This window comes from Bacteroides sp. L10-4 (assembly GCF_013373675.1).
Classification (GTDB): Bacteria; Bacteroidota; Bacteroidia; order Bacteroidales; family Bacteroidaceae; genus Bacteroides; species Bacteroides muris.
The window spans coordinates 36,152-48,436 of record NZ_JABXJH010000042.1; the positions used below are offsets into that span (position 1 = coordinate 36,152).

General features: G+C 37.3%; 25 protein-coding genes. 15 read left to right on the forward strand and 10 right to left on the reverse strand.

Annotated elements, in window-relative coordinates; translation table 11 throughout:
* Positions 1-5: 5 nt before the first annotated feature.
* From HU824_RS13605 to HU824_RS13650, 10 genes are read right to left on the reverse strand one after another with little or no spacing between them, the layout of a single operon-like run.
* On the reverse strand, positions 6-539 hold the full coding sequence (locus HU824_RS13605; RefSeq protein WP_016274597.1) for a hypothetical protein: 534 nt from the start codon (positions 537-539) through the stop codon (positions 6-8).
* A gap of 7 nt (positions 540-546) precedes the next feature.
* The gene (locus HU824_RS13610) at positions 547-1,020 is read right to left on the reverse strand and encodes a hypothetical protein (protein ID WP_016274596.1); all 474 of its coding nucleotides are present in this window, start codon (positions 1,018-1,020) and stop codon (positions 547-549) included.
* 3 nt (positions 1,021-1,023) lie between these two features.
* Complete coding sequence (locus HU824_RS13615) at positions 1,024-1,431, reverse strand: hypothetical protein (RefSeq protein ID WP_016274595.1); 408 nt, start codon at positions 1,429-1,431, stop codon at positions 1,024-1,026.
* Positions 1,428-1,862, reverse strand: a complete 435-nt coding sequence (locus HU824_RS13620) for a hypothetical protein (RefSeq protein WP_016274594.1) — start codon at positions 1,860-1,862, stop codon at positions 1,428-1,430. The genes HU824_RS13615 and HU824_RS13620 overlap by 4 nt, the downstream gene beginning before the upstream one ends.
* Positions 1,862-2,173: a hypothetical protein gene (locus HU824_RS13625; RefSeq protein ID WP_016274593.1), complete on the reverse strand. Its 312-nt coding sequence runs from the start codon at positions 2,171-2,173 to the stop codon at positions 1,862-1,864. The genes HU824_RS13620 and HU824_RS13625 overlap by 1 nt, the downstream gene beginning before the upstream one ends.
* Positions 2,174-2,176: 3 nt before the next feature.
* Positions 2,177-2,503: a DUF6706 family protein gene (locus HU824_RS13630; protein ID WP_005850280.1), complete on the reverse strand. Its 327-nt coding sequence runs from the start codon at positions 2,501-2,503 to the stop codon at positions 2,177-2,179.
* 3 nt (positions 2,504-2,506) lie between these two features.
* Entirely contained in the window at positions 2,507-2,854 is a 348-nt protein-coding gene (locus HU824_RS13635; RefSeq protein WP_016274592.1) for a hypothetical protein, read from the reverse strand.
* A 12-nt stretch (positions 2,855-2,866) separates the two neighbouring features.
* Positions 2,867-4,096 carry a hypothetical protein gene (locus HU824_RS13640; protein ID WP_016274591.1) on the reverse strand — a complete coding sequence of 410 codons (1,230 nt, stop codon included), beginning with the start codon at positions 4,094-4,096 and terminating at the stop codon, positions 2,867-2,869.
* A gap of 13 nt (positions 4,097-4,109) precedes the next feature.
* Positions 4,110-4,757 (reverse strand): hypothetical protein, encoded by a 648-nt coding sequence (locus tag HU824_RS13645; RefSeq protein WP_016274590.1) that lies wholly within the window; start codon positions 4,755-4,757, stop codon positions 4,110-4,112.
* Between the two features lie 11 nt (positions 4,758-4,768).
* Positions 4,769-5,356 (reverse strand): hypothetical protein, encoded by a 588-nt coding sequence (locus tag HU824_RS13650; protein ID WP_016274589.1) that lies wholly within the window; start codon positions 5,354-5,356, stop codon positions 4,769-4,771.
* 378 nt (positions 5,357-5,734) lie between these two features.
* Here HU824_RS13650 and HU824_RS13655 point away from each other — a divergent pair, with 378 nt between their 5' ends.
* From HU824_RS13655 to HU824_RS13720, 15 genes are all read left to right on the forward strand, one after another.
* Positions 5,735-6,100, forward strand: coding sequence for a hypothetical protein (locus HU824_RS13655; RefSeq protein ID WP_016274588.1), 366 nt, complete (start codon positions 5,735-5,737; stop codon positions 6,098-6,100).
* A gap of 37 nt (positions 6,101-6,137) precedes the next feature.
* Positions 6,138-6,329 carry a hypothetical protein gene (locus HU824_RS13660; RefSeq protein WP_016274587.1) on the forward strand — a complete coding sequence of 64 codons (192 nt, stop codon included), beginning with the start codon at positions 6,138-6,140 and terminating at the stop codon, positions 6,327-6,329.
* Between the two features lie 39 nt (positions 6,330-6,368).
* The gene (locus HU824_RS13665) at positions 6,369-6,509 is read left to right on the forward strand and encodes a hypothetical protein (RefSeq protein ID WP_016274586.1); all 141 of its coding nucleotides are present in this window, start codon (positions 6,369-6,371) and stop codon (positions 6,507-6,509) included.
* Positions 6,510-6,551: 42 nt separating this feature from the next.
* On the forward strand, positions 6,552-6,875 hold the full coding sequence (locus HU824_RS13670) for a hypothetical protein (RefSeq protein ID WP_016274585.1): 324 nt from the start codon (positions 6,552-6,554) through the stop codon (positions 6,873-6,875).
* Positions 6,876-6,896: 21 nt separating this feature from the next.
* Entirely contained in the window at positions 6,897-7,142 is a 246-nt protein-coding gene (locus HU824_RS13675) for a hypothetical protein (RefSeq protein ID WP_217994204.1), read from the forward strand.
* Between the two features lie 10 nt (positions 7,143-7,152).
* Positions 7,153-7,326, forward strand: a complete 174-nt coding sequence (locus HU824_RS13680) for a hypothetical protein (protein WP_016274583.1) — start codon at positions 7,153-7,155, stop codon at positions 7,324-7,326.
* A 545-nt stretch (positions 7,327-7,871) separates the two neighbouring features.
* Complete coding sequence (locus HU824_RS13685) at positions 7,872-8,675, forward strand: DNA cytosine methyltransferase (RefSeq protein ID WP_176469125.1); 804 nt, start codon at positions 7,872-7,874, stop codon at positions 8,673-8,675.
* A 183-nt stretch (positions 8,676-8,858) separates the two neighbouring features.
* A complete protein-coding gene (locus HU824_RS13690; RefSeq protein WP_016274578.1) occupies positions 8,859-9,389 on the forward strand; it encodes a hypothetical protein in 531 nt (176 codons plus the stop codon).
* Positions 9,376-9,588 (forward strand): YopX family protein, encoded by a 213-nt coding sequence (locus HU824_RS13695; RefSeq protein ID WP_016274577.1) that lies wholly within the window; start codon positions 9,376-9,378, stop codon positions 9,586-9,588. Before HU824_RS13690 ends, HU824_RS13695 begins: the two co-directional genes overlap by 14 nt.
* A 102-nt stretch (positions 9,589-9,690) precedes the next feature.
* Positions 9,691-9,975: a hypothetical protein gene (locus HU824_RS13700; protein ID WP_016274576.1), complete on the forward strand. Its 285-nt coding sequence runs from the start codon at positions 9,691-9,693 to the stop codon at positions 9,973-9,975.
* 304 nt (positions 9,976-10,279) lie between these two features.
* Positions 10,280-10,546: a hypothetical protein gene (locus tag HU824_RS13705; protein WP_016274575.1), complete on the forward strand. Its 267-nt coding sequence runs from the start codon at positions 10,280-10,282 to the stop codon at positions 10,544-10,546.
* Between the two features lie 6 nt (positions 10,547-10,552).
* Positions 10,553-10,804 (forward strand): hypothetical protein, encoded by a 252-nt coding sequence (locus HU824_RS19535; protein WP_016274574.1) that lies wholly within the window; start codon positions 10,553-10,555, stop codon positions 10,802-10,804.
* Complete coding sequence (locus HU824_RS13710) at positions 10,801-11,019, forward strand: hypothetical protein (protein WP_005850325.1); 219 nt, start codon at positions 10,801-10,803, stop codon at positions 11,017-11,019. Before HU824_RS19535 ends, HU824_RS13710 begins: the two co-directional genes overlap by 4 nt.
* Before the next feature lie 2 nt (positions 11,020-11,021).
* Positions 11,022-11,807, forward strand: a complete 786-nt coding sequence (locus tag HU824_RS13715; RefSeq protein WP_016274573.1) for an ADP-ribosylglycohydrolase family protein — start codon at positions 11,022-11,024, stop codon at positions 11,805-11,807.
* Positions 11,798-12,124, forward strand: a complete 327-nt coding sequence (locus tag HU824_RS13720) for a hypothetical protein (protein WP_016274572.1) — start codon at positions 11,798-11,800, stop codon at positions 12,122-12,124. The genes HU824_RS13715 and HU824_RS13720 overlap by 10 nt, the downstream gene beginning before the upstream one ends.
* Positions 12,125-12,285: the final 161 nt, after the last annotated feature.

The following is a 12,285-nucleotide window of genomic DNA, read 5'->3' on the forward strand; positions in this document are numbered from 1 at the left end:
TGCTACTACCGCCCAGATGCTATCGTTTCCTTCGGATCCGCTTCTCCTGCTTTTGTCGGTTTGAGAAGGTTTATCTCTATCAGGGAAGCGGTAAGCCCGAAAAAATCTCCTATCTCCATCCTGTTTATGATTTTTAGAGTAAGAGCGTTCACTTTACTTGGTGAAAGTTGTTTCAAGATCTTATCGGATAAAACAGATCTGTTGTCAATCGTAACCTTTTTGCGTGTGCGTACCAAACCGAATAAAGACTTTTGAACTACGGTTGCTTCTGTTATTATATTCTCAGCTCCTAAAATGAGAGTAGCTACAATATCGCCTAAAACCTTACAATCTTTCGCAATACGGAGCGATTCAAATGTAACCAGGCTTTTATCTAACTCTACTTTAGGAAGCTGAGAAATAAGTTCAGAAGCAAGGATAAGAGTAGCAATAGAAGGAGGTGCAACCTCGTATGTTTCTTGTCCTATCTGTATAGAATACGGCTTTTGTAAGATCGTATCAGACACAAGCCCTTCTATGTTTTCTTTTTCCTTGTTCATAGTTCAATCAACCTACAGCTAATGAATCTGCTTTTTTGTACTTCTCAATCATTTTACCCGTCTTGGGCTTTAATGAGCTAAAGATGTATTTTAACATCTTCCCTTTTGCGGACGACCATTCTTCCTCAACTTCAACGGAGCATTTACGCATGATGAAGCCTTCCAGTGTATCATCTTCTGGAGTAAGGCGTACTGCATATTCATCTTTTACAACTCCGTCCTCTTCCGGAATAGGATCCTCTGTGCCAGAAGGAATAAACACACTCATAGCAAGCTGCTTATAAGACTTTTGCATTTTTCGAGCTACCAGTTCATGTCCTTCTCCGTACAATTCTTGCGCACTTCCTTTTACGGTTGTAAGAAGAACTGTATTTTCTTCAGCTGTGGGCATTGTTTTGAAACTGGAAGGAGCTGCATCTTCAACACCAGTTAGCCCAAATTCGACCAGGGGTTTACCCCATGTAATACCACTGTTTGCCATAACTTAAAATGTTTTTAGTTCAAAATTGATCTTTACGTTTACAAAGTGCATAGCTACCTTTTCTGCTTTGTAGCTTTTAATTGTTGCACCTAAAGAAAATCTGTAATCAGTAGGTTTTAAGGATCTAACAACATCATCGGCTTTACGTGCCAGATAACGGCATCTGCCAACATCTTTAACCAATACCTTACTGCCATTGTCTTTGTCTGGAACATAAATATTTACCGTTACAGAGCCAGTTTGAAACTGCCCATCCAAACCTGTAAGAAACGATACAATTATATCCTCTTCCATGGGGTTTAGATCTCGTGTTCCTTCACGATAAACGTTACCTTTTATTTCCTTTGCAAGTTGGCTGTTTGTGATAATATTGAAAACGTCCAGCTCTATTTCATCACCTGTCTTATTCATTTCATTTCAAAGCCTAATTGTTTCATAATCTGAGGTACAAGTTTGTTAGCCAGCAGTTCGGAAGAAGTAAGTACATTATAATTACGGGCTTCTACATAAGCAGCATAACTCATTCCAGTAGATACAATCAAGACAATACCGTTTTGATAGTTCTTTTTCAAGCTATCCAAATGCTTCTTTCCGTTTTGCCCACCTTTTGTGTTGGCAAAAGCACTTTCTTCCATAACTTCACCATTAAAAAGTACGGCATAACCGATAGAGTTTCTAAGGTTTCCCGTCCTGTCTGTATAGTTACCGTTTAAACGGGCTTCTTTCAGACACGCTTCACCGACATAGATAAAAGCCTTAACAGCTCTACCAATAACGGCTTTCTTGGCATCATCAAGAAAGTTGCTAAAAGCACTATCCGGCGTTTTCTTCGTGAATCCCATTAAACCGTAATCTTTACTCTTCCTGAGCGATTAACAAACTCAATATCCTGTACTTCAAACTCACCCAAAAACTGTGTTCTATCATTGGTAAGTTTTACCGTATCAGCTTGAAAATCCCTACTTTCAATTAGGATCTCATAGCTTCTATCAGTAAACTTACCTTGTTGATAGATTGTGTTACTATGCTTTACCGTTTTGTACAGACACCGTATAGGCTCACTCCACGATACGGTAGAGATAATCGGCTCACCGTTGCCATCCAAACCGCCACCAGATAAAACCTTATACTGTATTGTTCCGTTGTATTGCATAACTTACCATTGGTTAGAACCGTCTGATACAGAAGATTCTTCGACAAAATCAGAGCTATCTATATTGTACTCCCTACAAATAGCGGAGATACTTTTATTAATACGATCCGCATCCCACCCGTCAGAAATTCCACTTTCCGAATGGCTGTTTTCAGTCATTCCCTTAACGACACTGATAGCAGCCTTCACCAGTTCAACATCTTTGGGGATGAAGTTTTTAGAAGGATCTATACCATTATCCAAAAGGGTAAATTCAAGTACATTCTGATCCGGGTAGAAGCCGGAACATATTTTAGTGCATAAAGCACGGATAGCGTCTAAATTCGTCATAGGTTACTCTTTACATAAGATTTCAGAAAGAGCATTGTTTTGCTCTTCTGTAAGTTCACTGAGTTTGTTGGTGATTGCTTGAACGCCAGCATTTTTATTGATTGAAACGCCAATCTCAGCCAAAGCATTTTTTACAGCACCGATTTCAAACTCTTTATCAAAAAGGCTAATTTTTTCGGGTTTCTTTTCTTCTTTGTTAGCCTCATTGATAGCAGAAATACTGCAAATTCCTCGTGAAACAAGATCATTTACACGATCCAAATCGCTTGTGGATAGAGTTTCACCGACTTGGTAAATTTTCTCCTTGTTGTCCTTGTCTTGGAACTTCTTTAATACTTTTAATGTTACCATATTGCATCGTTTTTAGCCGACCAAAGAAGCTGCTGCTGCCTTCTGATCGAATTGTTCTTTCGTATAAAAAGTTACTCCCTCTACTGCTTCTCCTGGCTCTTCAAAGCCTCTAACTTGCAAGCAGACAATACCGTTAATTTCAGTGATAACCGGGATCAAGCGGGCAGATCCTTGTGTATATTCACCAGCCTTTTGTCCTGTAGATTCACCAGTACGCCATTTGGCTATACGAATACCGTTACCAGCGTTCATGTAATCTACATTGTCCTCTTCAAACAGCTCGTTATCTTCAATAGAAGGTTGGATAAAGCCGATCTTTCCAGCAGGTTTAAATACAATCATATTGTGATTCCAGGGATCTAACGGCTCACGTTCTCCGTCCTTTTCAATACCCACAAGGCGGGTGATTTCACGAACTTTAGGCAGACCGTTATCAGCAAACAAGGTGTTCAAGTCCGGGATAGTAACAACTTTGCCGGATTTATCCTTACCGTAGGCTGCTTCTCGAATTGTAATATCTCTTCGGATAAATGCAAGCAGTTCAGGAGCCATCAGCAATTCTTCAAATACGACACCTTTGTTTTTGAACAAGGTAACGATCATGGTAAGAGTTAGAATAATATCCAACTTGCCAGCTTTTGAGTTAGCGTCATTCCACAATAAAGCTGAAACGAGCTTGTTAGCTTCATCCATCAGGTAATCAATTTCAAACTCACGTCCACCAGGGTTGTTGATAGAAGGAATGAAACGACAAACACCGAAGTTTGATATAGCTTTCAGGATCATAAAATCAGCAGTATCTTTGCAGCCCAGATAAGCGTTTTCCACATCGTTACGCAAAGTCTTTTCAATCTGCTTTACTTTTTGACCGTCTTTCAAGAACGGAGATTTATAAACTTCCAGTAGCTTACGGTAAGTGGAAGCCTTCATAAAGAACTTATGTCCGACACGTGGAATTTCTTCATTCCAAATATCGAAACCGTCAGAACGTCTTAACGGAGTGGGGGATTCATCACCGATCAGGGTTGCCATCACACGCAAATGATATTTTCCCATAATACCCTCAGCTCTCAAAGAGAGTTGCGGAGCCTCCCAATCAAACCACTCATCCGAATAAGTTTTCTGGAACAATGCTACTTCACGTTCAGAAGCCTTATCCAGTGTCTTTTTCCACGTTGCGAGAAAATCAATAGGTTTGCCATCTTTAAACAAACCTGTAAAAGTTGAATAAATAGATTTCATTTAGCACCTCCTTTTAATAAGTTTGCGACAATCGAATGTGAGAGTTCGCTTTTAAATAGCGTTTCGTGCTATCCTTCATGCTGTCTGGAATAGGCAAAACACGTCTTTCCATTACAGCATATTGCATAGTGTCCTCTGTAACATCTATGGCTGTTTCAAACTCTTTTACAGTAACTTCTTCGATTGTTAAAGAGTTAGGTTCACCAATAACAGCAGCATTAGTAGAGCTTTCAACAACCTCTACAAGCACATCATTTACTGCCAAACCTGAGATCTCAGCAGAAAGTGTAATTACATACGGAGCGTTTGACACACCAGGCTTTTCAATAGACACAATAGAAGGAGCATCTTCAAAAGTTCCACTAACGGATTTAGCTTGTAACAGCTTATCTCCAACAGAAAAGCAGGGTGAACAATAGCCATTTGAATACAAAGTGATAACTTTCTTATCCTTTGTGCTGATAGTTTTAACCTTCGCTGTTTTTACAATCTGTACCTTTCTTGTAACTTCATCGAAAATAGCGAGTGTTCCGGCAGGGATAATATCACCTACAGAAAAACGCTGTTTCTCTCGATCCAGATTAAAACCGCCTGGTACAATTTGCGGACTGCCTGTGAAAATCGGTTTTTCACCGACAAATGAAATTTTTGTTCGTTTCATTGTAAAATGATTTATTTAACGATAATTGATTCCAGCAACTCATCAGAAGCCTCTTCAACATTCTTTGCGTTTGCTGTTTTTACACTCTCTGGATCTTCCGAAATAAGGTTTTGAGTTATTAAGTCTTGTTTCAGACCAGCGCAATAAGCATCTGGATCCTCTTCATCAGGAATAACCAAACCTTTTCTTCTCCATTCGGGAATACCATGCTTGTTAAGAGCTGCTTGAACGGCTGTTTCACGATCTTTCTTAGCTTGCTCTTGTTTCATTTTATCCATTTCCGCTTGAAGTTCGGAGATCCGTTTGTTTGGATCGTTATCAGGTTCCTTTGGCTCCTTCGGTTCTTTAGGTTCTTTGGGTTCCTTCGGTTCTTTTGGCTCCTTTGGTTCCTTCGCTTTGTTAGCCCACCTGGTAGCTTCTCCTTGACTTTCTTTTGCCACATCTGCTATTTGGTTTGCTACTTTTTCGATTTCCGCTTCATCAGTAGAATCATCCTCAATGCTGCCACCCATTTTTTCGGTTATCGCAGTAAGGTACTTCTCTGATAAACCAGTGTCCTTACATAAGTCTTTGACTTTCTTAAAGAGTGTCTTATTCATATCAATATTACTTTAGTTATACTGCAAATGTAGGTAATATTTTCAATAGCGGTGTATATATACACCAATGTTTTTTATACTTGTTTTCTTCAAAATCAGAGCTATAATCCTAAAATATCTATTTTAATAAGTAGAATAAATCAAAAAGCATACATTTCTACAATGTTAAAAAATGCTTTTTCTGAAATTATTTTGCAGTGTTTTTGAAAAGCTATATATCTGATAATGATAATATTTCTATGTTTTACTTGGTAAATATTGGTAATATCGCTTGAAAACATTACCTATTTCATTTGGTAATATTACCAATGTTGCATATATTTGCAACGTAATAAAAACAGTTACACGAAAAGAATATAAAACTAAATACATTCAGATATGACACAGAAAGAATTTGAAGAAAGAACGGGTTTAAAGCTATCGGCAGATGGTTATACGGAAGTAGAAGAGTGCTACATGAATACAGACCTTGACAAAGACGCTTTTTGTAAGTTGTGGATGGATAACCCAACAGCCCTAAAAGAGATAGAGCGAAAGACGGTATTAGTACGTGAACTTTACGAAGAAAGAAAGTGCCTTACAAACCTTCTGATAGATCAAGCTGAAAAGTGGAGCGCATCAGATTTGAGAGAAAGGGCAATCGCCATGATCGGGGAAAAAGAGTATCTAAGAAGAAAGATCGCCAAAGGGTACAATCTTTGGGATGCTGATAAAAAACTGTTAGACGAAATTTTAAGAAAGTAATAATCAGTAGAGAGAAAGCCCTGTATAACATACGATTATGAGAAAGTACAACAATGTTACAGTTAATTGTAAGAGAATAGCCGTCAATCCTTGCGCATTGGATGAATACGAAGTAACAATAAAGTCCAATGATTTAGAGCACGTGATATATACCTATAGCGGCTTATTTGAAAGCGATGAAGCCATTTGTGATAGAGTTTATCAACAGTGGTTGAAAGAACAAGTATAATAATCAGGTAGCCTTCGGGCTACCACAATGTAACACCGTATGAAGATATATTATTTACAAGGCAAGGAGATTAGCGAAAAACAAGCTAAAGCTATTGAAGCAAAAAACAAAGAATATATAAACAGCAATGATATTTCGCTTTGGGCTAAATGTCAGTTTATAACAGTTATCAATAAATAATAATCAGTGGGGCAAAAGCCTCATATAAAGCAATATCGAATTATGGATATAGATATGTGTAAGAGCTTTACAGCTATAGAAATGATAGATAGGAAAACCGAAAACACAGTAGCAAGTATTCAAGGAACAATGTATTTCGGCAAAATACTACCCCATGCTCGTATTAATCTTGAAGGATATGTAATGCGTTCTGGATTAGGCACAATGTGGTTTATTGCTACACATTACGTGTTAGCAAGTACGGTGGAATCTATACAAAAAGAGATAAACCACATGAAGAAAATGCACCCTAATGCTAAAATCAGTGTTACAGAACGAGGTAAACAGTTCATAGATAAATTAAAACTTAATATATCTAACGAATAAGTAATAGCAATAAATAAAACATTGAATATAAAAGATTTAATCAACATCAGAGTTTTACAGCATGATACAAACGATCAGATCCGTATCGGCATGGCTTATCCTATTATTGATTTGGATAAAGCGGAAAAGGATATAGTAGATAATTATGAGAAGAAAACCGCTTGGTGTGGTGGTTTTAAAGCTGCTTGTGAGAAATATTACCAACGTATTGCTATTGTTCGTGCGGACACGCTGGAAGTGATACGCCCAATTTACCCCAATAAATAATTATAGCCCTATGAATGAATACACATATATAATTTTCGATCACAAGGGAAAACGCTTGGGCAAAATTGAATTTGGGAAACGAATAAGTGTACCATCAGCCAGCGAGATTGAAGAAGCCATAAAAGACGGTTTCCCCAACGAAGCGACTTATAAATTAATCGTGCCTATAAACAGCACCTATTGATAAACATTAAACGACTTATGATTCTTTCTACAGATAAAATGGTTTTTGTAACTGATTCAGAAGATTCAGACGAATATATAGAAAACCTGAGAACTGAATACGATACTAATTGCTATCGCATACAAATTAATAAGACGTTAAATCCACCATATTACCAATTATCCCATGAATGGAAAGAAGGAAAGCGAAAACTTAATAATTGTTTGTTTGCTTCAAGCAAGTTGGAAAAGATAGTGAACTACATAAATCAAAATATTCAATAAAGAATATGGAAATGCAAAAACATAAATTCCCCTATAATTGGAGGCTTTCAGAAGCCAAATTCACGAATGATAAAGGCAAGGTATTTTCTTGCTTTGCGTGTGGTGGTGGCTCTACAATGGGGTACAAGTTAGCCGGATTTGATGTAATTGGCTGCAATGAGATAGACGCAAAGGTTAATCGGTGCTATGTGGCTAACCACTCACCCCGATATAATTTTTTGGAAGATATACGAACATTGAGAGAGAGAGAGAGAGAGAGAGCTACCGCCCGATCTTTACAATTTGGATATTTTGGACGGTTCTCCCCCATGCTCCACCTTCTCCATTGCCGGGAATCGTGAAAAGGATTGGGGTAAAGAAAAGAAATTCAGAGAGGGGCAATCTGCACAAGTTCTTGATACGCTTTTCTTTGATTTCATAGCTTTAGCAAAGGTATTGCAACCAAAAGTTGTAGTAGCCGAAAATGTAAAAGGTTTACTTATGGGAAGTGCAATAGACTATGTTAGGCGCATATATAAAGATTTTGATAACGCTGGCTATTATTGTCAGCATTTCCTTCTTGATGCGTCAAAAATGGGTGTTCCACAAATACGAAACCGAGTATTCTTTGTATGTATTAGGCATGATTTGGGCGTGCATTTTTTAAAGATATCAGACCTATTCAATGTTGAGCCATATATTAACATGGACTTTAACGAGCCGAAAATTTTCTATGGAGGATTTGCGGATTACATGGGTAAACCATACGGAAAACGCATGAAAGAAATGTTTGATAACAGAAAAGAAGGTGATATAGATATGTCAGCAGCTTATCTTAAACTGACTGGTAAAAGAGGTTTTTTCAATCAAAATTACCTATATGAAGATAAGGTTTGCAATACTTTGACAGCCCATGTAGATAGCACCATACCTTTTAAAAGCCCCGTCTATCTATCCACTTCTGAGGTATGTAATATATCCACGTTTCCACAAGACTACAATTTTTGTGGTTTATCGCCACACTACATTTGTGGTATGAGTGTTCCACCCGTAATGATGGCTCAGATAGCCACACGTATTTATGAACAATGGTTGTCGAAATTATGAAAGGAATAACTAAAGCAGCAAAGCAAGCCAACGGACGAAGCCAGGCTTGCGCTACGTGTCCTCTAAATCGAAGTAGAGGTGTTTGTTTGCCCGAAATACAAAGGGTTTGCTCAGATTCGTTTGTAGAAGGATTTAAGAAAGGTGTAAAATGGCTGCAAAAGCAGCAGGAAAACAACTGTTGAAATGACACAAGAAAGCATAGACTACTTTATACAGATGGCAAAGGATTATGCCAAAGCTGAAAAGGAATTAGATGTTCAACGTTGGGTATTTGTGAATTTCGAGCGCAAAGATGAAAGTAATAACTATGATTATGTACATCTATTCAGTTACGATTTACCACGTGAAGTTTACGAACATAGAAAGTGGGTAATAGAATGGAGAAAGGCAAAACTTGTTTGCCAATATCCTAAAGGATGTGTACGATACACGTTGCATTTCTATGATAAGCGTTTTGGTAACAACATACAACTGAATAAGGATTTGAATCGGCTTATATCGGCAAAGGCTCAGGTTACAAAGGCTCAACGCAAAATTGATAAATATGTAGTCTACAATAAGGCTAATAATCTATTTTTCGATGAGAATACCGATACGGATTTATTGAAAGCTCGTGAGAAACTTGAAACTAAAATAGCAAACATAAAGGAGGCAGAAGAAAGAATGAAATTAAAAATCAAACAAATACAGGAGGGAAACAATGAGAAAAATTAAATTTAGAGGTCGCATTACCGACACTAAAGAATGGGTATGCGGTTCACTTATCATTTACCCTGATGGTGAATACAACATTCTTACTTCTCGTAACAATCATTCATCGAAAATGGATGACTGGCGCATAGATGCAGACACTGTAGGGCAGTTCACAGGCTTACACGACAAGAACGGCAAGGAAATCTATGGTCTGGGGTGAATACGGATGGATAGAAAATTATCTTGATAATTTCAGTGAATCCGAATTTGAAGTTACTATAACCCACTGGAAACCAATAAATAAACCGAAAGGAGTTAAAGAATGAGATATGCACTAAGGAAACAAGATAAAATAGCTTCTGTATATAGTGAGGCTTATTTGAAAGAACATATCATAAGCAGCCTTGATTCTTATTTTGGCAAATGCGATGATGAGCGCATAATAGATGATATTTCACAAGAGGGATATGTAAGCCGTACTGGAGAAGATTATCCACTTTTAAGGATTAACGATCTTTTGGATGATAACGCTATGTTGGAGTTTGCCGTTATAGGTCAGCAATACGATGTATTAAAGCTGTCTTTTTTAGGACGTATGAAAGGATAATTTATGAGTAAGTGCCATTACATATACGATAAGCAAGCTGGCAAAGTCTTAATACCTTGTTGTTGGGCTGTTGTTTTGAGCAATGATATACGGGATTGTACTTGTAGGAATGAGGATCTTACGTTTGCTCAATTTGAACGTGAACGATATAACAAAGAACTTGAAAAGCGTAATTCTATCATAAAAGAGCTACAGAGCGAAAACAAGTATCTACATAAAGAACTAAAACGGCACGTTACTTTACTAAGTAAAAAGAAGTAGCATTTTATTTGTTATACTTAATAAAATAAATTATTTTTGTATTATGAGAACAGACAAAGAGATTATAGAAACAATCGCTAAACTCGAAAGCAAGTTAGCAAATCCGAGAATGGCTATTCCTGAAAATGCCTCTATAATGGAAGGCTATCAAAAAGCGATAGAGATCCTAAAGAATAAAACTGGCAACATAAGCAACGCCAAATTAGAGGCATTAAGCAGTGTGCAAAGTCGTGCTATTGCTGCTTTGACGATTGATTTTATTAATGGCGAGTGTCCTCAGTATGTTTTGTTAGATGTGCCAATAAAATAAATAATTATGAAGTTACCGAAAGTTATTCATGTAGAATTGAGAGAGCCGTACAATGGGAAAAGACACTTCTATTTCGGCTCTATTGCTGCGATCTTTGACGAACTTTCAGAGGAACAAATAGGTATCAAGAAAGAAAGTCTTTGGAACGTAGATCTAAGTCGGGTTGAGTATCAAAACAAGTATTGTACAATCCGTATGGGGTTTATTAAGCGAAAAAAAACTTTTAGAGGTAATTTTAAAAAAAGAGGTAGTTTATGAAAAAAGAGAGGATAAGACACGAGTTCTGTATTCAATGTGGAGATCAATATGTGAGTGAATGGAGTGAGCCACAATTTACAAGCTATTACCTCAGTACATTTGATGATGTACACCTTTTCCGCTATAGAGAACTTGCAGAAAAAGAAGCTGTAAAATTCCCTGGATCCGAGATAAAAAAAATAAAGCAAACCATAATAACAGAATTGGAGGAATAACAATGTTAGGTGCAATAATAGGCGACATTGTAGGCTCACGATTTGAGTTTAACAATACAGATAATTATAACTTTGAGTTGTTTACGGAAGAAAGCACTTTTACAGATGATACGATTTGTACTATTGCTATTGCGGATGCAATATTGAATAAGAAAAGCTACAAAGATAGCTTGTTGGAATGGTGTAGAAAGTACCCGAATCCCAAAGGGGCTTATGGGGGTAGCTTTGCTCGTTGGATTGTAGCAGATGATCCACAACCATATAATAGCTTCGGTAACGGTTCAGCAATGAGGGTTAGCCCTACCGCTTGGCTGTTTAATGATTTAGATACTGTTTTATTGGAGGCTCGAAAAACGGCTGAAATTACGCACAATCATACAGAAGGTATTAAAGGCGCACAAGCAATAGCAGAGTTGATATATAAAATCCGTAAAGGAGCTATAGAAGTACCCAAACATGGATATGTAACTAAGGTATATCTTGAAGAAGGATATTATGATATTCCCTTGTTAAGCGAAATTAGAAAACATAATAATTTTAATGAAACGTGCCAAATTACAGTACCACAGTCTATTTGTTGCTTCTATGAAGGCAACAATTTTGAAGAGTGCATACGCTTAGCCATTTCTATAGGGGGTGACAGCGATACGATAGGAGCTATTACTGGAAGTTTGGCAGAAGCACGTTTCGGAATACCGCCAATAATGGTACATGAAGCCTTAAAAAGATTACCTGATGAAATGATAAGGATAGTCAAACAATTTTATAATATTATACAATGGGGGTAACTAAAGATTGGAACAAAGCCGGATTCTTTTCTGGCATAACGGAAGATTATTCAAATTACCATTGGTACAAAGGAGAAAAAGAGAATCCTTATAAAGGTGATACTTTTCACCCTTTGGCAGCTTCTTTTTGGGAGTATGAGAAGGAGTTTCATTATTCCTACTTGGATGCTTGCGACACAAAAAAGCCTTTAGATGAAGTGTACAAGGAATGGAAAGAGCAACTATTATCAGAGCATTTACCAGGTAAAAGCCCAAACCCAGAAGGAGATACAACCAACTGGAAGAAATCATTTGAAACAGGTAAGAGGGAGGTATAAAACCTTCCTCTTTTTTGTGTCGTGCATAGATTAATAACTAGGGTGTTCAGTTTGATGTTCCGAACAACGTCATTCAAAACACCTAAAAATTTAATAAAAATACGTGCTTAAAATATTGAATTTTAGCGCAAAGGAGTACATTGAAAATTTGTATAATTCAT